Consider the following 18,361-nt stretch of genomic DNA (forward strand, 5'->3'; position numbering starts at 1 on the left):
AAAAAATGCTAAGAGGGTTAATACTACTGGCAGAAACGATGGGTCTGTGTTTTTATCCTTGCATACCATGTAGTATGCTAGATCAACTCTATCATAGTTGGCTAAAAAAGGATGAGGTAATGTCAGTAATATCAGATGATTTATTCGCAAATAAGATTAAGCAATTACAGGCTCTTAAAAAAGAGATTGATCAGGACAGGCTTGAAGCACATAAAATATTGGGGGAGTGGTTGGCCAACGCATTAGACGATGATGATAATCATGAACTGCAAGCTATTTTTTTAGACGCACACGATAATGAAAAATATGCTCGTTTGAAAAAGCACCGTGAATTTTTGAAAGCAATTGCCAATAAAATACAAAGTAAAGCTGAGGTGGTACCAAGCAGCTTTACACCACCTAAAAACAGTCAGGACAGTGACCACGGTTCATTGCTTGATATTTATTCATCATCACAGTAGCTACTCGAAATCGCCTAATTGAAGGTACAGCTGGATCGTCTACTAATTAGCGAAAGGTTAGGAGACGGTTATCGGCTGTTTTAAGCGTTTTAGAATAGCTTTAGCTACCATCGTATCGGACAGAGCGTAAAACGTATATAAGAGTGGTTTCTAGGCTTTTTAGCAACGGTTTGATAAGTGTTTACAGATGTGTCGATAATGGCTACTGAAAATGAAGACAAACTATCTACAAAAAATGAGACTGATATTGAGAATGTGAAAACAGGGTTGTCCAGAATGACAGATGAAGATATTCAAAATATCTTTGACCATGCTTTTGAAGATTTTCAAAGATCCAAGCTTGATCCGAACTATGTGAACGAGGATTAACATCAAGTAAATGGACAATTGCATTCTGAGCTACTGATAAGTTTTATAAGTGATTGGTCGATCAAATTATCATCTTAAATCCGTCGGTTTTTTGGTTTTTTTCCTATTATTTAATATAAAAACATATTTTTTACTTTTAAAGACTTTTAAAGACTTTTAGGACGCTCTCAGACCTTACCAATTAAGGGCTTCAAGATCTATAAAGCTACAATCAGCTAGGTTAATGCTACAATCAGCTAGGTTAATGCTACAATCAGCTAGGTTAAAAGCTACAATCAGCAGGTATTATGCTACAATTAGATAGATTTGAGCATTAAGGCGTAGATATGACTAACCAAGTTGGTTTATATGAGAAGAAATACCCTGCAAATTGGGTTGTTATGCAAAATCGTATTCTACAAGCGTTTTATGAAATGACACTTGATGAAAAACGGTTGCTGTTGCTTGCTAGTTCAGTAGTGCGTTTGATAGATGCCACTGAAAAAGACACTATAGAGATAACCGCGAAAGCATTTGCAGAGGCTTGCAACATTCAAGTGGATTCTGCTTATACTCAATTAAAAGATGCTAGTGAAACGATGATGAGGCGATTTTTTAGCTATAGAAATGAACGCGGTAGCCGTGTCAATGTACAGTGGGTCATCAGATCAATATATGAAGATGGCTATGTGTCTCTATGTTTTACAGATGAAGTGCTACTGATGTTGAAGGTTTTTGATGAAAATAATCCATTCACTAAATATAAAAAAGAAGATGTACTTAAACTGAAGGGTGAATATTCAATAGATATATACCATCTGGCCAAAAAACATGAGGCAATGAGCTCGTGGACAATGTCACTTGAAGAAATTAGAGAGGAGCTAGCTCTTTCTAAATCTTACGAACGTATTAACAACCTAAAAAGTCGAGTCATCAACCCAAGCGTTGAAGAAATAACAGAAAAGTCAGATATTAAAATCACCTATGAAAACGTTAAACGTGGTCGTACCGTCACAGGACTAAAATTTAATGTCAAAGCTAAGCCCACCAAGAAAAAAAGTCTGGAGGACTTAAATCAGAATAATGAGAATAGAGATATACCATCCTTAACCGTCAAACAGATCGACCGTTTTGCGCCTCTATTGGCTAACTATGCCCCATTTGGTAGCTATGCGCCTTCAGGAAAAAGTACCCAAGAAGTGATCAGCTGGTTACACACTCAATTAAGAGATGAAGCTTTTTTAAAGACCCACAAAAAGCACTTACTGGCGATAGGCTATACGTTCCCTAAGCAGAAATCATAATATGAAAAAAGCATGCTTAGTAGTTTTGGCATTACAAATGGTTTATATTGTACGTACATATATAAGCCATTTGTAATGCCATGACGACAACCAATTATAATATCAGGCTCGATCAAGAGCTCAAGGATAGCGCCTTTGCCGTGTTTGAAAGCTATGGATTAACGCCGTCTCAAGCAATCAAATTGTTCTTAACTCAAGTGGCGCAAACCAATACCGTGCCGTTATCCTTTGATTATCAAAAACCCTCTAATCTTAATACGCCGCCACAAACTTCTGCGGGTGATTACGGATTGAGCGGCCAGCGCCATAAATAAATCAGTGTAAAATATCTGTACAGATATAAGTACAGATATGGTATATAATATCAGTCATACAAATAAAGATGACCAAACACGGAGTAATCGTTATGGATGTTGTGAACTACACTGATTTTAGAAAGGGCCTAGCCAAATATATCGATAAGGTAGATACCGACAAATCGCCGATCGTGATTACTAGACAAAACGCCAAACCTGCGGTACTCATGAGTTTAGAAGAGTTTAATTCATATGAGGAAACGCTTCATCTGCTAAAAAGCCCCACTAATGCCAAGCGCCTCAGACGCTCTATAGCCGATGCTAAGGCGGGTCGTTTAATCGAGCATGACATCAATACGGATGACGCATTATTGACTTGTGATGATGAGGTGGACGCTTGATCTTATCTTGGACACAGGATGCGTGGGAGGACTACGAATACTGGCAAAAAACCAGCAAAGAGAAGGTCAAGCAAATAAGTAAGCTGATTAAAGCCATCAAACGTGACCCATTTGAGGGTATTGGTAAACCTGAACCACTCAAACACGATCTGGCAGGCTATTGGTCGCGTCGCATTGATCAAGAGCATAGACTGGTTTATGAGGTTCAAGATGATGCCATTATCATCGTTCAGTGCCGATATCATTATTAAGTAAACAGTGTTAGTTCACAAAAGTGCTTGATCCTAAGAATCAGGCACTTTTTTATTTTCCATTCTGGCTATGTGTCCTAAAACGAACGAGAAAGCTCTGTAGAGACGTCTAAATATATTGGTTAGTATTTCGACCTAAACATTCGATAACAAACCTTATGTGGTCATACGACGCCATATAATTGCTAATAATGACTATACCTCTGATCACGTTACCACAGATTGACTTCCTCCCCGACCTAAAGGAACGGGGATTCCTACTAAAGACGGCCAAGCCCGACCGCGAGAATGTTTTTTGCTCCATTAACATCTCTGTTATGGGTCGTTTTACAAGAACGACAAAACCATGCTCTTATACCAAGACCTTCTCTACCTTTCGGACTGTCTTGGCGAGAGCCGCAACACGAGCAGGTTTGGGTGGTGTACGCTTCATTGACTTCGATATAGTGGCAACCTGCGTTCGCGCATTTATAATCCAGTTGCCGCTTAATCTCAAACCAACCAGCATCATAGACGGATTTGGCCAGTTTGGATGAAGTGAATGAGTTTGATTTGATTTTACCAACAACGATTAAGCTGTTGGCTTTGACAAGCTTTGATGTGAATTTATGAATCAGATCTTGGCGGGTGTTTTTAATCTTGGCATGAATGACCTTAACCCGTTTTTTGTTTTTGGCACGTTGAGCGATGGCCAGTTTTTCTGCGTATTGATGGGTGACTTTGATTTGTAGCTGATCACCCTCACTACTGACTGCGGCATCTTTACAGCCTAAATCAATACCGACTTGGCCCGTACCACAAACTGTTTTTGGAAATTCTTTGACGGTGATACAGGCGTACCAGTGACCTCGTGCATCTTGTACCAGCTCACAAGTATTGATGGTATAGAGCGAGAGGTTATAGCTATCCCACAAATCAATGATCAGCTTTTTGCCTTTAGCGAGGCTTAGCTGAATAGTAGATTTAAGGCTTTTCTTGCCTGACTGACGGGTTGTTAGGTGCTTAATGGCGGTCTTTTTAAACGGAATCCAGCCCAAGCTTCTTCTCTTGGCTTTTGGGTTATTGGTACGCCAGTTGAGTTTGGCTTTTTTAAACTGTTTACGGGATTTAGCGTGAACCTCACTGATCGCTTGCAAGGTTTGACTGTGCAGATTCAGGTATTCACCCGCCCCTTTAGTATAAGCGGCCAAGTCATAGGCTGAAAAGAATTTGCCCGTGCGCTGTAAATGTTTAAAACTTAGCTCATTGACGTAGTTCCAGACAAAGTTGACTGCCCCAGCTAAGATATTGAGCTGAGTGGCGTGTTTGTCTTTGATGCGTAGTTTGAGCGTTTTCATGGAGTAATTATGATCTCAATGCAGTTGGGTATCAAGGGGTTCGCCATACTGGGCGACAACGACTGACGCCTGATATCCACGCCCTAGAAGGACGTGGTTTTACGGCGTTAGATGATAAAATAGACGAATTACCGCCACTAACTGCTAAGCAGCAAGCAGACTCAGAGCATCTAGCCACGCTTAGCGATGACGACATTGATTTATCGGACATTCCAGAAGTCACCGACTGGTCAGGCGCGATCCGTGGCAGTATCAAATCTCAAGCGTTGTCTACGGAAACCAGTGTCATTAGCCCAAGTATCCTTACCAAATTCAAGGACAGAGCTAAGCAAACAGGCGGTAACTATCAAGACATGATCAACGATGCCCTAGAAGAATACCTAACCGATCACTAGGCATTAAATAACAAGCACATGACCTCAAGATTACTTGGGGTTTTTTTACATTCTATATTGTAGTATGTTGTATATTGTAGTATATTATATACAACATACTACAATATACTATTAAGGGATACAAAATCATGGCACTCACGATACAAGATATTCATGCAGCAGCAGACCAATTACAAGAGCAAGGGGTTAAGCCGACACTGGCAGAGGTGCGTAAGGCGCTAGGCGGTGGATCATTCACGACTATCAGTGATGCTATGCAAAGCTGGAAGCGAGAACAGCAAGAAGAGCAAGAGCTACAGCAAGTAGACTTACCTAGTGGTATCACAGAACGCTTGCACACGCTTGGGGCTGATATGTGGCAGACGGCTATTGATATGGCTAATGATAGATTGTCTAAAGAGCGTGAAGCTTTAGAGGTGGTTAAGATCAAGGCACAAGCAGAGATGGACGAAGCGCAAGAAGCGGTTAAGACCTTGGAGGGGGAACAAGCGGATTTACTACAGCAACTGGACGAGGTGACCGGCACTGCGGAAACAGCAACTAAAAGCGCACAGCAAGCCACAGCTGACCATGACGCTACCAAACAGACGCTATTAGATACTAGGCATGAATTAGAGCTTGAACGCACTAAGGCTAAGACCGCGCAATCACAGCTTGCAGAGGTGAGTAATGCATTAGATAAGCAATCTATAGAGCTGACTAGCAGTCTTGGTGAGGTAGCCACGCTTAAAGCCACAGCTGATAGTGATAAGGCAGAGATTGCACGTTTAAAGATTGAACTTAAAAATACTAAGTCAGAGCTAAAGGCAGTCACCACTGAGCGGAATGATATACAAACGGCTACCGCAGAGATCAAAGGAGAGTTAAAGGCAGTCACCGCTGAACGTGACAAGCTATCAGGACTTAATAATCAGCTGACTCAAACTCAGGCTAAGCTTGAAGCCGAGCATAGCGTATTGAATAAACAATATAGCGAGCTATCAAGCCGTCATTTATCAAAGCAGGAACAAGTGACTCTGTTACAAGATCAACTTAAGAAAGCACAAGATGCTCTAATACTTATTCAAAACAAAGATAATACTTTGGATGCTGACTAAATAAAAGTATTCGAGGTTTCAGTTTAATTAGGATTTCAAGATAAAGAACAGTTATAAGTTTGGGAGGTAGTTTACCCAAGGCATAGATCTCGTTCTATTCACACTAAGCTTATGAATCAACCATGACAATATCGACTCACTGAATAAGTGACTGCTGTATAATAACTATTCTAAATTTTTCTCTGGACTCTTATAGTATATAGCCGAGTGGGCTATATACTACTTAAATTAGCCTAAGTGAATTTATGCTGATTTTGGAGCCTTGAGCAGATTTCAAGGAACACTCACCCTAAAGCGTTTATGAGTAAAAAAATACTCACAAACGCTTTAGTGCATTCCTTGGATTTGATGTGATTAGTCATGCCGACTTCATCGCCCATCGCGTCATCAAGACCGTATCACTGTATCAAGCTACGGTTGTTAAGATTACGGCTGATAGCACCGCCTAGACACGCTCTTAACCGCTACTGTGCTGTCATACGCTAGCAAGGGCCTAAACCCAATATACCGCTACGATATGCACGAGTAACCACTCATTGCGTTGCTCTGATCCTTTGTCTAGTCACCCCTGTAGGGAGCTCACCCTTATGTCAAACGCAGTCGTCACCGAGGCCTGCCACCCATTTGACGGGTAACAATTACAGAGAGAGCTGCACGAGGATGTAACGAGCGAATAAGTATACGGTAGGTATATTGATATTGAGCAGACTTTAAGATAAAATGCACTTATACGGGCATTTAATGCTGTTCAAATAACGCACTTCAGATGCTTATTTGTTCGTTACAGCGTGTTGACGCACACTGTAACCGTTAGCTACATTAAAAACTAAATGCCTCTAGGAGTCAACTCCCAGAGGCATTTTTTTGTTTAGTCTTTCGATATGACTCTGGTAAATCTTTAGGTGCTATCATAATCAACTTTCTCAAGTACTTCAAATCGCTTTGAGAGTGTCATAATCTCTCAAAAAACCATCTGAACCGCCTCAGGTTTTCGGAGACTAAACAGTCTTAGAGAGTACGACGAACTCGGGGTGGTTTACCCATACGCTTTGAGCTAAGCCACATCTTCATGAGCGTCGTTTCGTAATTTGTCTTGTAATGCTAGCAATCCAAAAATTTCTCAGTTTTGCGCCAGAAATGTGCAGGTAGTGCACAAGCGGTATCATGTGGCATCTTAAACGCGCTTGCCGATAATTCTTGTAATGAGTAATGATATCAGTAGTGTTCATTTCTGACGGATCAAATCATGAAAGGTTAAATACACCCTGATGTTAAGCACAAAAAAACCCAGCAATGATAGTAAGATCACTACTGGGTTGGAGAAAAGCAATAAATATGTTGTGCTGACTTCTCAGGTCTTATTTATCATTCATAGCAAGGTAGATATTACGATCTGATGCGGATGCGTCATCCACATATTTTGAATCACGCCATGTCGTATAAGCATAGACACCACTGTATGGGCTGATACTGTTCTGACGGAAGTCAGAAATCCAATTTGTACCATCGAAAATTTGAATATGGCCATGTGGACGCTTTGATGAGCGATCATAGACAATAACATCACCTACTTGGGTTGGCATATCATTGCTGATTTTGCTGAAACCTGCTTTCTCAAGTGTGCCACGAGTAGCGTACTGATAGGCTGAAGGATTTGGAGTGAACTCATAACCAGCTGATTGTAGTGCTTTACGTACGTAACGGGCACAATATCCAGAGCTGCCAGATAGAGCCACTCTTGAGGCGCGAGCAGCAGCGATAGCGGGGGCTGAATTGCTATCAGGAACCTTATTGACTTGCTGCTGTTGTTTTTCAGCGTATAAGCGGCTGTTTAATGATGAAAGCTGATTCTCTTTTTGCTTGGCCTGCGCACTTAGGTTGCTAATTGCTTGACTAATTTCATCATTATTAGAAACATAAGCACCACTTTTGGTGCTATAGATGTTTTTTGATGAACCGTAGTTTGATGCCACAGAAGTATTGGTGATGGTATTATTTGTTTGAGAGATTGTGATAGCAGCACCACTCGTTTGTGCTATGCCCATACCCAGTACTGACAAAATCAATAAAGCCTGTTTCATAAATCTAATACCTACGGTTAATTCAAAATCGTCTGTTATCAACAACAGCGCAGTCAATTAAATCTCAACAACACAAGTATATATACGTCATAGTGACTGATACTTCTGCTGCATATTATTCATATAAAAAATAATTATTGGCGATCACAGCTCATTGAAGTCTTACGAAGCTGTTACAAATCAAGCTGCTGACCAAAACACAAAGCCGACTTTAGCATAGGCTGTTTAGCCTGTCATCACCCTTAAAAACCCCAAAAATACTTTTTTGATGTTGAAAAAATTGCTAATATCCCACATTTTACAATGTAAGTTTGTGTAACATGTACAGAATATAGCTGACTAGATTGACCACAATTTCTACTGTTTTATAAGCAAAAAAAACGTCTGAGGGTTAAATCTATAATTTAGATTTAACCCTCAGACGTTTTTTTATTGGATGAAGTAATTACCCTATATAGGGTCTAACTAATTATTAAGATAATATAATAATTTATAATATTAATATAGATGCTAATTCCCTACTAGCTTATGTAATATTACGTAATTGTTGCGATACATCATGTAGTTCCTTGTATTAATTTCTAAGAAATTGGTTATTTTAAAGACAGATAACATCTAAAATAGGTTACATTGACATAAAAAGTTACATATCCAAATTTATTTTTAGCTTTTGAAGTTCCACTATCTGATGAAAAAATTAGGTTTAGGAATAAAAATCCTTGTACTAACATAGGTATTAATTCTGCAAATGGAATGTATCTTGTTAGAACTGCATTTATATTTATTTGTTCATGCACCTCGACACTTATTTCTAATATGCAGACTGCTTACCCCAATCATAAATACCGCGTTTGTAAGCATAAATCAGCATGATTAAGCCGGCGATAATCATCGGCGCGCTTAAGATTTGCCCTTTGGTCATCCAACCTAATAATATGAATCCTTGGTCAGCATCTGGCTGGCGGAAGAATTCAATGATAAAGCGGCTGATGCCATAGCCTAGTAAGAATACAGCGGAGGCGGCCATACGTGGACGTGGTTTTGATGAATACCACCATAAGAATATAAATAGCAGCAGACCTTCGGCAAAGGCTTCATATAGCTGTGATGGATGACGAGGCAATATGTATTGACCATTGACTTCAATCATCAATTCTTGCAATTGTGGATTGCTCTGTAATTGCTCCATATCAAACGCCGCGGCTTGCGGAAAGTAGGTCAGCCAGTTATAGCCACCGTCTGAGACGCGACCCCATAATTCGCCATTGATATAGTTGCCGATACGCCCAAACAGTAAGCCGGTTGGTACACAAGGAACGATAAAATCGAATACTTGAAAGGTAGTCTTTTTATATTTACGGGCAAAGAACCACATACCTAGCATGACGCCGATAAAGCCGCCGTGGAAAGACATACCGCCTTCCCAGACTTTTAATATATAGGCAGGGTTTTGGAGTAATTCACCGAACTGATAAAACAGCACATAGCCAATACGACCGCCTAAGATGACACCAAGCGCGCCATAAAAGACTAAGTCAGAGACCATGTCGGTGGTCCAATTGTCGCGTTTGGTAGTGCGATACCAAGCCAAACCGTAAGCGGCAGCAAAGGCTAGCAAATACATTAGCCCATACCAATGCACTTCCAATGGACCCAAGGAAAGCGCTACGGGATCATACTGAGGATGAATCATCATAAAGGCACCATAATTATTGGTAATAGAATGTATGAAATAGGCTTATATAAGAAATTTTTTGTCCAACAATTGAAAAGTACAACTATCGCAAGTCAGAATCTCATCTTATGGATAGAGAGACCTTCCAAGTAAACTCGCCTTCGATCTAATCTGAGCGGTTCATAGACAGTATGAAGGTATTTACTACCTGGCAATCAACAACTTTACAGCAACCTCAAAAAGACACTCATCTTTGATAGTAATACTAACTTTGCCATTATGAGCATTGGCGATAGCTTGCACAATAGATAAGCCTAAGCCTGTTCCTGAATGCATCGTATTCGTTTTATCATGACGATAGAATCGCTCAAACAGTTTATCGGCTTCAATCTGATTTAATGGTTTGTCTAGACGGTTGGTCATAGTTATTCTTAACCAGAGCTGCTCTGGGGATTGAATATCGTCTTTTGGCGCATTAAGCGAGGTGCTTGAAGTGAGGACAGTAGCGGATATCATAATAGTGCTATTACTAGCCGCATAATGAATCGCATTTGACATCAGGTTGGCAAACAGCCGTTGCAATAAGCCTTTATCACCTAGTACTGTTTTAAAATCACCCGATTTTTCAAAGATTATCTCACGATCCTCAGCAATCATCTCATAATAATCTATAAGCTTTGTGATCAAGCTCTCTATATCGACATGACTGATTTGCGAATCACTCAGCTCTTTTTGAGTTTTTGCCAGTAATAACATATCGTTAATCATGGCGGATAACTGCTTTAACGTATCATGCTGATGATGCAATTGCTCAATGTATTCGTCGCTTTCTCTTGGCTTAGTTAACATGACTTGCGTTTGCGTACTCAGCGTCGCTATTGGCGTACGTAGCTCATGGGCGATATTGTCTGAAAACCGTGATAATGATTCAAAGTTACTTTCAAGCTTGACCATCATAGAATTATAAGACTCCGTTAGTGGACGTAATTCTAACGGCATATCGCCAACCACAATTCTTTCATCTAACCTTTGAAGATTAATGCCTTTCATCTTTTGTACGATAGTAGCTAGGGGAGCAAAACCCCAGTGTACACTTAGTGCTGCTACTGAAACCAATAATAAGGTAATGGCGATAAGTATCAAGCTCAGCTGGCGATTAAACTGGATAAGATATTGATGATGCACATCGATAGGTAGAGCAATAAATGCCAAAACCTCTTGATGTGTAATGATAATGGCTCGGTAATGCCTATTATTTATCTTGATCATAAACTGCTGATCGCGATAGTCCTGCAATAGTTGTAACAAGCTAAAATCTGCCGGTAGATCATTGATGAAATTACTGGGATCGCTGGACAATAAATTGCCGTTTTTGTCTGATATTAACGTTTTTAAATCATAGTCTAACCAAGAAGAATGTAGATGATTGGCATCAATTAGCGCTTGCGACTTTGACACTGTAAAAGGTTCTATGTGATCGTTAAAATTCACCATGCGTTTACGCAGGTTAAAAGCTGCATGGGTAATAATCTCTGAGTCCATTTGCTCAAAGTGCTCGTTAACAGAGCGCTGAACCCATATATAAATAATAACTTGAGAGATAACAACAAATATTGTCAGTAAAAAAACAGTTCGCCATAACAGTGACCAACGCCGATTCTTAGATTTATGTCTCATTTGATGTCAGACTGTCTTTATTAATACTATCGTCGCCCATGCCACTATCCACGTCGACAGCCAGTGGCTCTAACTTGTAGCCCATTCCGCGTACCGTATGAATCAGCTTTATATCAAATCCATCATCAATTTTTATCCGCAAGCGCCTTATAGCCACGTCAATGACATTTGTATCACTGTCAAAATTTATGTCCCATACTTGTGAGGCAATCACAGTGCGTGGCAGTACCTCACCTTGACGTTCTAAGAAAAGTTGTAATAAAGCAAATTCTTTAGCAGTCAATTTTATGTTGGTATCGCCTCTATATACAGTGCGTTTAGCAATATCCATTTTCAGATCAGCTATGTGTATGACCGAGCTTTTATAATCAGATTGATTGGCACGGCGCAATAGGCTTTTTATTCTAACAATCAGTTCAGCAAAAGCAAAAGGCTTGGTCAGATAATCATCGCCACCAATTTCAATACCTTTGATCCGATCGCTTAAATCATCTTTAGCCGTTAAAAATAAAACTGGCGTATGCTTTCCAGCAGCTCGGTAGCGCTGTACCAACTCAAAGCCACTGACGTCAGGTAGCATGACATCCATCAAAACCACACTAAAATCTTCAGTCATTAACGCATGATAGCCATCTAAACCTGTCATGTGATGATCCACGATGAAACCGGCCTCAGTTAAGCCTTTCTTAATATATTCTCCAAGGTTTTTCTCATCTTCTACTAACAGTACTTTCATCGTTGCTTACCTTTATATCATTATAGTTGTCAACAGCGTATCACTAACATTGTTAGCTTATCAGCCATATATTTATCAGGAACCCTTGTTATAACAGTGTTCTTTGGATAGAGACAGATGCTGGTATTTGGTTTTAATGACAAGAAGATGACAATATTATGCTGTTCCTAACGAACATGTAATATCCGTGTCATCTAGCTGTCAGCCACCATTTAGTATTCTAAATCAACGCCGCATATTGGCTTGTCTCTGATACAGACTGCCTCTACGAGTAAAGCAATTATCCTACTTAAACAGTTTGTTATTTATCTTTAAAGGGTCTTATATGAAAAATTATAGTTCATTAAAAAAAGCAGCTTTGCTTTCAGTATCGATGTTAGTGGGCATGTCAGCGGCCAATGCGCATACCACAAACTTAGATGCTTCTGTTCTCGGTAATTGTGATGCGCTCACTAGTTTTGCAAGAAACGCAGATCATAATGATGCACAAATGTCCAAAGAGCAAAAGAAAAGTTATGTCGACGCCAGAGTGGCTTGTCAGGTTCAACATCAAGATCAACATTTGCAATCTGAAAAGTATTTTGTAAAAAAATATGGTAGCGATCGTGATAGAAATGCTGAAGCCATATTAAATGAATATATCGCGCATTAAAATCTAAAGCGGTGAGAATGACAGAATTGTAATCTTATCGTCATCTACCAGTCAGAATGATTAATGTATCATTTAGGCTGGTTTAACAACTATTGAACTCAATAACCTTTAATCCAAACAATAGGAATTAATCATGTCACAATTTAAATTACTGTCTAAATCAATCGCAATGACGGCCATCGCTCTTGTCGTATCGACCTCAGCTATGGCGCATGATCCAAAAATGCATGCGCAAAAGGATCAAATGAACTGTGAAAAGTTGGAAAAGCATATGCAGATGATGGGAAAAATGGATCATAGCAAGATGGATATGAAAGATCCTGCTATGAAAGCAATGATGGCTAACATGGGTAAAATGAAGCAAATGTACCAAAAACACTGCGTTACTAACGACAGTAAATCTTAAAAATTTTAGCTCTGCTAAATAGCAGTCAACACTTAACGAAAATAAAGTTTTAGGAAAACATATGAAATTTTTATTGGGTGCGCTCTTTACCGTATTTGTGGCAATCGTTGGCGTGTTTGCGGTTGTTACTAGTGGTGTTGTCAATGTGGGAGCTGACCAAGAGCATAGCCCAATGATGTTTAGCTTTTTGGAAACCGCTCGCAATCGTTCCATAGCAAATGCCAGTAAAGATATTGTGGTACCAGACTTAGAGAAGGTCGATATCATTTCTGGGGGCGCGGACTATAAGGATATGTGTGCAGGCTGTCACTTGTCTCCGGGAGTGGCACAAACTGACTTTAGTGAGGGCTTATATCCAAAGCCGCCCAACTTTACCAAGGCTGATATTGTCAAACGTTATCAAACAGAAGACGGTGCAAAGCAAGGCTTTTGGGCAATCAAGCACGGTATTATGGCATCTGGAATGCCTACGTGGGGCGCGTCCCATGATGACGCTAGAATGTGGGCAATGGTTGCTTTTATCAGATCGTTACCTGAATTAGATGAAGCTCAGTACACGATGCTAACCACTAGGATAGATGGCGATATGATGGACATGTCATTTGACGGTGATATGAATATGTCGGATGATGGATCTGGAATGCAGCATTAATACTTTCTAGATATGAAAGCCTCCTAACTCACGGTTGTCGCTATTAATAATGCAGTACTGAACAGTGCTGCATTTAATGTTTTTAGTTAAGTACATAAGAATTCAAATATAGGGTGTAAGTTTTTAGAATATCGAGCATAATAATAGACGTTTAGGAGTAATTTAATGAGACATTACACACATGTGCTTTCTAATGGACATAGCTGGTTATCCGGTCGTGTCCTTTTATTGGTGGTGACATCGTCACTCTCGTTAACGCTAGCCGCTTGCAGCCAATCTAATACCAGTGGCTCTGATTCTCAACCAGTAAAGGTTGAACAGTCTGCTACCCAGAATGCACAAGTACAAAATGAAAGTTCTGCTCCTACAAATGCTCCCGTTAACAGCTCGTCATCATTACTCAAAAACGTCTCAGCCACGGTTTATAAAGATGCCAACTGCGGCTGCTGTAAAGAATGGGTAGGCTATGCCGAAGGTCATGGTCTAAGCGCAACTGCGCAAGACGTTACAGATTTATCTTTATTTAAAGAGCGTTACGGTGTCCCGCAGCAAATGCGCTCTTGTCATACCACCGTCACTACTAATGGTTATGTTTTTGAAGGTCACGTTCCTGCTAAATACATGGCACAGTTTCTAGCCAATCCGCCAACTGATTCCATCGGTCTTGCGGTACCGAGTATGCCAGTTGGTAGTCCGGGCATGGAATATCAAGATAAATTTATGCCCTATAAAGTCATGCAATTGAACAAGGATGGCAGCACTCAAGTGTATGCGGCTATTGAGTCGCCAGCGCAGCAGATGTAGTTCTATTAATAAGTTATCAGATATATAAGTTCAACTCTCATTTCATGGATTAACTTAGGTCAATATTATGAATAAAAACAGATTTAACCGCAGGCGTTTTTTGACAGGGTCATCTACGCTACTTGGCGCGTCTATGCTATCGACGTTACCAACCATTGCCAATAGTGCGTTGGGTGCAAATCAAAAAAATGCCGTCATTAACAGTGATAAACCCGATCATAAAGTACCCATACTGACAGGCAAAGAGTTTGATCTTTATGTCAGTGAGAAGATGATAACGGTCAACGGCAAGTCAAGCATGGCAACGCTGATAAATGACTCACTGCCTGCGCCAACGCTTAAGATGCAAGAAGGCGATACGGTCACCATTCGAGTCCATAATCAGCTGAATGAGTCGACCTCTATTCACTGGCATGGCCTCTTAGTGCCGTTTGAGATGGATGGCGTACCGGGTATCAGCTTTGATGGTATTCCTGCGGGTAGCACCTTCACGTACAAATTTAAACTGATACAGTCAGGCACTTATTGGTATCACTCGCATACTGGCTTCCAAGAGCAGACCGGTATGCGCGGGGCCATCGTCATTGAGCCGAAAGGGCGCGAACGCTATCCTATCGAGGAAGATCACGTTATCCTGCTTAGTGATTGGACGCATCGCGATCCGCATAATCTGCTAAAACTACTTAAGCAGCGTGCTGACTTTGATAATTATCATCTGCCAGACTTTAAAAAGCTACTGTCCGATATTGCCGCAACAGATCTAAAAGCTGCTTTTGATAAGCGCAAAATGTGGAATCAGATGCGGATGATGCCGACAGACTTTACTGATCTGTCTGGTGAAAAAACCTTTACCTATCTGATGAATGGTAAAACCACAGCGGCTAACTGGACGCAACTTGTCAAGGCTGGACAGCCTGTCAAACTACGTTTTATTAATGGTTCAGCGCAGACGATATTTGATGTACGCATCCCCGGCCTAAAAATGAAAGTCGTCGCGACGGATGGGATTGATGTCAGTCCCGTCGATATCGATGATTTCCGTATTGGGGTGGCCGAGACTTATGATGTCATCGTGACGCCCACTAAAGACGCGCATACCATATTTGCTCAAAACATAGATCGGTCAGGCTATGTTGCGACAACGCTTGCTACCAAAAAAGGTGCTCGTCCTGCGATACCTGCTATGGACAAAATCGAATGGCTGACGATGGCCGACATGATGGGCGCCATGGGATCGAATGGCTATAACGCTAAACATGCCAAAACAGAATATGACTTTAAGTCCGATATGCGCGTTGATAGTCCGCGTATGAACCTTGATGACCCTGGTATTAATCTACGTAACATTGATAGAAAGGTTTTGAATTATAGTCAGTTGCGCTCTGTCGGCGATGAGATAATGGCAGAGCAGCGCAAACCCACCAGAGAGATTGAAATACATCTGACGGGAAACATGGAGCGCTATATTTGGGCTCTAGACGGGGTTATGTTCAAAGATGCCGCACCGGTCAATATTAAGCCGGGTGAGCGCGTACGTATTACCTTAGTCAATGACACCATGATGAATCATCCCATGCATTTGCATGGTATGTGGAGCGATCTGCGGATGCCTTCAGGTGAGTTTCAAGTACGTAAGCATACGATAATGGTACAGCCTGCACAAAAGATAAGCTTTGATGTCACCGGAGAAGCTGGCAGATGGGCATGGCATTGCCACTTGCTCTATCACATGGAAGCAGGGATGTTTAGAGAAGTTGCCGTTGTTTAATAAACCTTCGAATATGAGCCTTATTATGAAAATATATAAAGTAGGTCTACCGTTTATTGGCATGTCATCTTTGATGCTACTAATGTCACCTTTAGCAAACGCTGCTGAGATGTCGAACATGGATCATGGCAGTATGGACATGTCTGGTATGGATATGTCAGATATGGATCACAGCAGCATGGACATGTCTGGTATGGATATGTCAGATATGGATCATAGTGGTATGGATATGTCAGGCGATATGTCGGATATGGATCACAGTGGTATGGATATGTCAGGTGACATGTCAGATATGGATCACAGTGGCATGGATATGTCGGGCGATATGTCAGGTATGGATCATAGTGGCATGGATATGTCAGGCATGGACCATGGCAGTATGGATATGTCAGGAGGTATGCAAGGTGGTAAAGCTCCAGCTGATGCTCGCAGTCCTGACTACTCGAACGGTGTTCCCTATGGTCGCTTTGGTAAGCCTGTGATGATGGATAGCTTACCGTTATGGGGTGTGTCAGTAGAAACTTTGGGCTATCAGTTTGAGAATGACCAAATCGATTTTGAGTTTGATACGTGGTACGGTACTGATAGTAATCGTGTCACTCTACGCAGTGAAGGTAGTGCTCAAACTAACGATGATAAAGAAATTGATAGCTTAACCTCACTCGCTTATTGGAAGCCGCTCGGTATCTTCTGGAATGGAGAAGCGGGTATTGCTTATAATACTGAAAACGATAAGTCCGCAATCATGGCAGGCATTGTTGGTACGGCGCCGTACTTCGTTGAGACTGACGCAAGAGCTTATCTATATACTGATGGTCAAGTCCAGCTTGATCTTGGGGCAGCGTACGAGTGGCGCTTAGATCAGCGTTGGGTGGTCAGACCAGAGCTGGAGCTGACTGCCTTTAGTAAAGATGATACCGATAACGGTATTACTAAAGGATTTAATGAGTTTGAAGCTGAAGTTAGGCTGGCTTATGAGACATTCAGTCGTCAGCTCGCGCCTTATGTTGGTTTCAGCTACGAGAGCGCCTTGGGTGATGCGCGAGACTTACGTCGTCAAGAGGACGAAGACGTTGATTCTAACAGTCTGACTGCTGGTGTGATGTTTTGGTTCTAGTGTTAACCATGTAAGTAACAACAGTTTATAACACTAGCTCTAAAAAAAGGCACCTCTTTATTTAGGTGCCTTTTTACTAAATTAAGGACAAGAATATGAATAACCATATGGATAATAAACAGAAGCAAATGAACCCTTATGTAAAGTTCACAATCATGATTTTAACATCGACAGTCGTGATGTTTATCATGATGTATTTTAATACTTATCAATGGGATCACGTTTATTTTAGCGAAACCAGAGCTTATATGGCGTTATATATGGGCGCTATGATGGCTATTATTATGCTCGCCTTTATGACCAATATGTATAAAAAGACTAAGGTCAATCTAATGGTTTATGGGATTAGTGTCGTGCTATTTGCCTTTGGTTTATGGGGCGTTAGATCACAACAAACGGTCGATCAAGTGGATTGGATGCAGGCGATGATACCGCATCACTCGATTGCTATTTTGACCAGTTCGCGTGCTGATATCGAAGATCCACGTGTACGCCAGCTTGCTGATGACATTATCGAAGCACAAAAGCGTGAAATCGGTGAGATGCAAGCGCTTATTGATGAGTTGGAATAGGCAGTCACAAATTTTGAGCACTTTGTATTAGGTGTTATTAAGTAAGCAGACTATTGAGAGGTGTACGTTCACACACTAGCACTATATCATTACTTATACTAAGGAAATAACAAATAAGGAGTCCTTGTAATGGTTATTATGATGCACGGTATGATGAACGGGACTATGCACGGCATGATGAATGGATCGATGCACGGTATGGGTTGGGGAGAATCTATTGTCTCCTTATTGTTTACAGTACTGGTTTTTGCGGTACTGATATTGACTATTATGGCCTTACTCAAATATTTGCGTAATAAAGATTAAGTTCCAATTGAAACTTAATTTTCGA

The 18,361-nt window shown here is 40.8% G+C and carries 20 protein-coding genes; 15 read left to right on the top strand and 5 right to left on the bottom strand.

Translation table 11 applies throughout. The features are described from left to right. The first annotated feature begins 119 nt into the window (after positions 1-119). The 6 genes from PSBA01_RS12940 to PSBA01_RS12965 all read left to right on the top strand — a co-directional run bounded on the left by PSBA01_RS12940 (position 120) and on the right by PSBA01_RS12965 (position 3,061). Entirely contained in the window at positions 120-461 is a 342-nt protein-coding gene (locus tag PSBA01_RS12940; RefSeq protein ID WP_025652650.1) for a hypothetical protein, read from the top strand. A 198-nt stretch (positions 462-659) separates the two neighbouring features. After that, a complete protein-coding gene (locus PSBA01_RS12945; protein WP_156410067.1) occupies positions 660-830 on the top strand; it encodes a hypothetical protein in 171 nt (56 codons plus the stop codon). Positions 831-1,156: 326 nt separating this feature from the next. Further along, the gene (locus PSBA01_RS12950) at positions 1,157-2,113 is read left to right on the top strand and encodes a replication initiation protein (RefSeq protein WP_025652649.1); all 957 of its coding nucleotides are present in this window, start codon (positions 1,157-1,159) and stop codon (positions 2,111-2,113) included. Positions 2,114-2,193: 80 nt separating this feature from the next. Beyond that, on the top strand, positions 2,194-2,427 hold the full coding sequence (locus tag PSBA01_RS12955) for a type II toxin-antitoxin system RelB/DinJ family antitoxin (RefSeq protein WP_025652648.1): 234 nt from the start codon (positions 2,194-2,196) through the stop codon (positions 2,425-2,427). Positions 2,428-2,519: 92 nt separating this feature from the next. After that, positions 2,520-2,810 (top strand): type II toxin-antitoxin system Phd/YefM family antitoxin, encoded by a 291-nt coding sequence (locus PSBA01_RS12960; RefSeq protein WP_025652647.1) that lies wholly within the window; start codon positions 2,520-2,522, stop codon positions 2,808-2,810. Next, positions 2,807-3,061 (top strand): Txe/YoeB family addiction module toxin, encoded by a 255-nt coding sequence (locus PSBA01_RS12965; RefSeq protein ID WP_025652646.1) that lies wholly within the window; start codon positions 2,807-2,809, stop codon positions 3,059-3,061. The genes PSBA01_RS12960 and PSBA01_RS12965 overlap by 4 nt, the downstream gene beginning before the upstream one ends. A gap of 260 nt (positions 3,062-3,321) precedes the next feature. Here the strand turns inward: PSBA01_RS12965 and PSBA01_RS12970 are convergent, their stop codons facing one another. Continuing rightward, positions 3,322-4,398, bottom strand: coding sequence for an RNA-guided endonuclease InsQ/TnpB family protein (locus PSBA01_RS12970; RefSeq protein ID WP_101211256.1), 1,077 nt, complete (start codon positions 4,396-4,398; stop codon positions 3,322-3,324). A gap of 523 nt (positions 4,399-4,921) precedes the next feature. Between PSBA01_RS12970 and PSBA01_RS12975 the strand changes: the two genes are divergently transcribed. Then, a complete protein-coding gene (locus PSBA01_RS12975; RefSeq protein ID WP_025652670.1) occupies positions 4,922-5,890 on the top strand; it encodes a DNA-binding protein in 969 nt (322 codons plus the stop codon). Positions 5,891-7,248: 1,358 nt separating this feature from the next. Here PSBA01_RS12975 and PSBA01_RS12980 read toward each other — a convergent pair. From PSBA01_RS12980 to PSBA01_RS12995, 4 genes are all read right to left on the bottom strand, one after another. Next, on the bottom strand, positions 7,249-7,971 hold the full coding sequence (locus PSBA01_RS12980) for a CHAP domain-containing protein (RefSeq protein ID WP_186475558.1): 723 nt from the start codon (positions 7,969-7,971) through the stop codon (positions 7,249-7,251). A gap of 811 nt (positions 7,972-8,782) precedes the next feature. Further along, positions 8,783-9,667, bottom strand: a complete 885-nt coding sequence (lgt, locus tag PSBA01_RS12985) for a prolipoprotein diacylglyceryl transferase (protein WP_186475559.1) — start codon at positions 9,665-9,667, stop codon at positions 8,783-8,785. A gap of 183 nt (positions 9,668-9,850) precedes the next feature. Next, complete coding sequence (locus PSBA01_RS12990) at positions 9,851-11,323, bottom strand: ATP-binding protein (RefSeq protein ID WP_186475560.1); 1,473 nt, start codon at positions 11,321-11,323, stop codon at positions 9,851-9,853. Continuing rightward, positions 11,313-12,059, bottom strand: coding sequence for a heavy metal response regulator transcription factor (locus tag PSBA01_RS12995; protein ID WP_186475561.1), 747 nt, complete (start codon positions 12,057-12,059; stop codon positions 11,313-11,315). The genes PSBA01_RS12990 and PSBA01_RS12995 overlap by 11 nt, the downstream gene beginning before the upstream one ends. A 325-nt stretch (positions 12,060-12,384) precedes the next feature. On the opposite strand from PSBA01_RS12995, the gene PSBA01_RS13000 reads away from it, so the two are divergent. The 8 genes from PSBA01_RS13000 (at position 12,385) to PSBA01_RS13035 (ending at position 18,336) form a co-directional block, all read left to right on the top strand. After that, positions 12,385-12,711 (top strand): hypothetical protein, encoded by a 327-nt coding sequence (locus tag PSBA01_RS13000; protein ID WP_011959984.1) that lies wholly within the window; start codon positions 12,385-12,387, stop codon positions 12,709-12,711. A 133-nt stretch (positions 12,712-12,844) separates the two neighbouring features. After that, entirely contained in the window at positions 12,845-13,117 is a 273-nt protein-coding gene (locus PSBA01_RS13005; RefSeq protein WP_186475562.1) for a hypothetical protein, read from the top strand. A gap of 61 nt (positions 13,118-13,178) precedes the next feature. Then, complete coding sequence (locus PSBA01_RS13010; protein ID WP_102078921.1) at positions 13,179-13,769, top strand: c-type cytochrome; 591 nt, start codon at positions 13,179-13,181, stop codon at positions 13,767-13,769. A 165-nt stretch (positions 13,770-13,934) separates the two neighbouring features. Further along, positions 13,935-14,573, top strand: coding sequence for a DUF411 domain-containing protein (locus tag PSBA01_RS13015; protein WP_186475563.1), 639 nt, complete (start codon positions 13,935-13,937; stop codon positions 14,571-14,573). Between the two features lie 67 nt (positions 14,574-14,640). Further along, positions 14,641-16,341, top strand: coding sequence for a copper resistance system multicopper oxidase (locus tag PSBA01_RS13020; RefSeq protein WP_186475564.1), 1,701 nt, complete (start codon positions 14,641-14,643; stop codon positions 16,339-16,341). 25 nt (positions 16,342-16,366) lie between these two features. Continuing rightward, complete coding sequence (locus PSBA01_RS13025; RefSeq protein ID WP_186475565.1) at positions 16,367-17,458, top strand: copper resistance protein B; 1,092 nt, start codon at positions 16,367-16,369, stop codon at positions 17,456-17,458. A gap of 95 nt (positions 17,459-17,553) precedes the next feature. Then, a complete protein-coding gene (locus tag PSBA01_RS13030) occupies positions 17,554-18,030 on the top strand; it encodes a DUF305 domain-containing protein (RefSeq protein WP_037059145.1) in 477 nt (158 codons plus the stop codon). A 129-nt stretch (positions 18,031-18,159) separates the two neighbouring features. After that, positions 18,160-18,336 (top strand): hypothetical protein, encoded by a 177-nt coding sequence (locus PSBA01_RS13035; RefSeq protein WP_157769651.1) that lies wholly within the window; start codon positions 18,160-18,162, stop codon positions 18,334-18,336. The last annotated feature ends 25 nt before the right edge of the window (positions 18,337-18,361 follow it).

Source organism: Psychrobacter sp. KCTC 72983, from assembly GCF_014280455.1.
GTDB lineage: Bacteria > Pseudomonadota > Gammaproteobacteria > Pseudomonadales > Moraxellaceae > Psychrobacter > Psychrobacter pacificensis.

Coding starts and splice junctions, on each gene's coding strand:
- PSBA01_RS12980 (WP_186475558.1), bottom strand. CDS start 7,971: ATGAAACAGGCTTTATTGATTTTGTCAGTACTGGGTATGGGCATAGCA.
- PSBA01_RS12940 (WP_025652650.1), top strand. CDS start 120: ATGTCAGTAATATCAGATGATTTATTCGCAAATAAGATTAAGCAATTA.
- PSBA01_RS12955 (WP_025652648.1), top strand. CDS start 2,194: ATGACGACAACCAATTATAATATCAGGCTCGATCAAGAGCTCAAGGAT.
- PSBA01_RS12960 (WP_025652647.1), top strand. CDS start 2,520: ATGGATGTTGTGAACTACACTGATTTTAGAAAGGGCCTAGCCAAATAT.
- PSBA01_RS12995 (WP_186475561.1), bottom strand. CDS start 12,059: ATGAAAGTACTGTTAGTAGAAGATGAGAAAAACCTTGGAGAATATATT.
- PSBA01_RS12950 (WP_025652649.1), top strand. CDS start 1,157: ATGACTAACCAAGTTGGTTTATATGAGAAGAAATACCCTGCAAATTGG.
- PSBA01_RS13005 (WP_186475562.1), top strand. CDS start 12,845: ATGTCACAATTTAAATTACTGTCTAAATCAATCGCAATGACGGCCATC.
- PSBA01_RS12975 (WP_025652670.1), top strand. CDS start 4,922: ATGGCACTCACGATACAAGATATTCATGCAGCAGCAGACCAATTACAA.
- PSBA01_RS13025 (WP_186475565.1), top strand. CDS start 16,367: ATGAAAATATATAAAGTAGGTCTACCGTTTATTGGCATGTCATCTTTG.
- PSBA01_RS12970 (WP_101211256.1), bottom strand. CDS start 4,398: ATGAAAACGCTCAAACTACGCATCAAAGACAAACACGCCACTCAGCTC.
- PSBA01_RS12945 (WP_156410067.1), top strand. CDS start 660: ATGGCTACTGAAAATGAAGACAAACTATCTACAAAAAATGAGACTGAT.
- PSBA01_RS13000 (WP_011959984.1), top strand. CDS start 12,385: ATGAAAAATTATAGTTCATTAAAAAAAGCAGCTTTGCTTTCAGTATCG.
- PSBA01_RS12990 (WP_186475560.1), bottom strand. CDS start 11,323: ATGAGACATAAATCTAAGAATCGGCGTTGGTCACTGTTATGGCGAACT.
- PSBA01_RS13030 (WP_037059145.1), top strand. CDS start 17,554: ATGAATAACCATATGGATAATAAACAGAAGCAAATGAACCCTTATGTA.
- PSBA01_RS13035 (WP_157769651.1), top strand. CDS start 18,160: ATGGTTATTATGATGCACGGTATGATGAACGGGACTATGCACGGCATG.
- PSBA01_RS13015 (WP_186475563.1), top strand. CDS start 13,935: ATGAGACATTACACACATGTGCTTTCTAATGGACATAGCTGGTTATCC.
- PSBA01_RS13010 (WP_102078921.1), top strand. CDS start 13,179: ATGAAATTTTTATTGGGTGCGCTCTTTACCGTATTTGTGGCAATCGTT.
- lgt (WP_186475559.1), bottom strand. CDS start 9,667: ATGATGATTCATCCTCAGTATGATCCCGTAGCGCTTTCCTTGGGTCCA.
- PSBA01_RS13020 (WP_186475564.1), top strand. CDS start 14,641: ATGAATAAAAACAGATTTAACCGCAGGCGTTTTTTGACAGGGTCATCT.